The organism is Nocardioides hungaricus (assembly GCF_054782915.1).
Map to the genome: position 1 here is coordinate 1 of NZ_BAAGRO010000012.1, position 1,676 is coordinate 1,676.

General features: G+C 69.5%; 1 pseudogene. It reads left to right on the top strand.

Going from position 1 to position 1,676, the window contains the following annotated elements:
- Positions 1-25: 25 nt before the first annotated feature.
- Positions 26-1,642 (top strand): annotated as a pseudogene (locus ACYVKX_RS04675) (hypothetical protein); the annotation flags it as partial.
- Between the last annotated feature and the right edge of the window lie 34 nt (positions 1,643-1,676).

Below are 1,676 nucleotides of genomic sequence, written 5' to 3' on the forward strand. Positions count from 1 at the left end.
CTAGACAGGAACGGCGTGTTCTCACTCCAAGGCGCGCTCAACCACCCACGGATGCGTCACAAGAGCCATATTGGAGCTGTTCGGAGCCGATCGCCAGGCCACCGATGCGCGAGCGATCCTCGTCGCCACCCAGACCGTCGAGGTCGGGCTCGACCTGGACGCGACCGCATTGGTCACCGAGGCCGCCTCGTGGGACGCCCTCGTCCAACGACTTGGCAGGCTCAATAGACGAGGAGAACTCGACGCGTCGCAGGCAACGATCGTCTACGACGACGTGACCACGGGTCCGGTCTACGGCACCGCGCGAGACCGTGCGTGGGAGTTCGTGCGAGCACGGGTCGGGGAGGGGGCGGGCCTCGACGTGAGCCCCTTGGCCTGCCGCGACCTCAACTCCGCTGTGCCGGAGTCGGCGTACGTCGCGCGCACCCCACCTCCGCTGCTGCTGGCGGTCCACCTCGATGCCTGGACGCGCACGCAGCCGGCGCCCACGAACGATGCGCCGGTCGGTCCCTACCTGCACGGTCTCGCCCGGACCACCGCATCGGTCAGCCTGGCCTGGCGCGCCTCCTTGCTCGACCTCACCGGCGATCGAATCGCCGAGGACGCCGCCACCCAGGTGATCGACGCGGTTCCGCTCCGGGCCGCCGAGACCATCGAGCTCCCGATCAGCGCTGTACGTCGATGGCTGGTCGGTGAGAAGGCCGTTCCCCTCAGCGATTGGGACGACTGGGACGATCTCGACGAGTCGGTGAGCGTCGCTACTGACAGGCGCGTCCTACGTCGTACCACCGCCGAGGACGGGAGTGCCTCGTGGGTGTGGGCCGATGCGAGCGATCTACGTCCGGGCGACCAGCTGATCGCACCGTGCGAGCTGGGCGGCCTCGACCGGTACGGCTGGAACCCGTCGGCGACCGAGCCGGTCGCCGACGTGGGCGAGTACGCCGCGTTCGAGCAACGACTCCCCGTGCTCAGGCTCGATGCCGGCCTAGGCGGGCGGCTCGGTATCGAGGGAATGTTCTCGCAGGACGACCTGTCGGAGTTGCGGGAGGCCCGCGACTCCGACGACGCCGACCGCCCGACGGCTGTGTCGACAAAGGTCCGAGACCGGATCGTCGCGTGGCTGCGCGCGGCATCTTCCGCCGAGACCCCGTGGACGGCGGAGGACCTGAGCAGCCTGGCAGCCGTTCTGGCTGACGGACAGGTGGAGGTCGCGCGCGACCGACGCCGCTGGCGGCGCCATGAAGCGGAGGCGAAGGTCTACCCGGCGGAATTTGTGCTCCGCCCTCGGACCAGACCCCAGACGGCGGCCGGTGCGTTCACCGACGATGTCACCGACGGGACCGTCCGCGGCGGATCTCGGGTCACGCTGAGGTCGCACCTGGCAGACGTCGGAGGCCGAGCCGGCGCCATCGCTGCCGCGCTGGGCCTGTCCACCGACTTGCAGCAGGTCGTTGTCGATGCCGCCCGGTGGCACGACCTCGGCAAGGTCGACCCGCGGTTTCAGGCGCTGCTCTTCGACGGCAACGCTCTCGCTGCCGAGGCGGCGCCAGAGCCGCTCGCCAAGTCCGGCATGCCGCCTGCGGCGTCCGAACGTCGACAGGCAGCACTCAGCCCTGATCCACCGATGAGGTGTGGGCTGTGAGCGTGGCGTAGAACGAAGAATCCCTTGTAGGGGT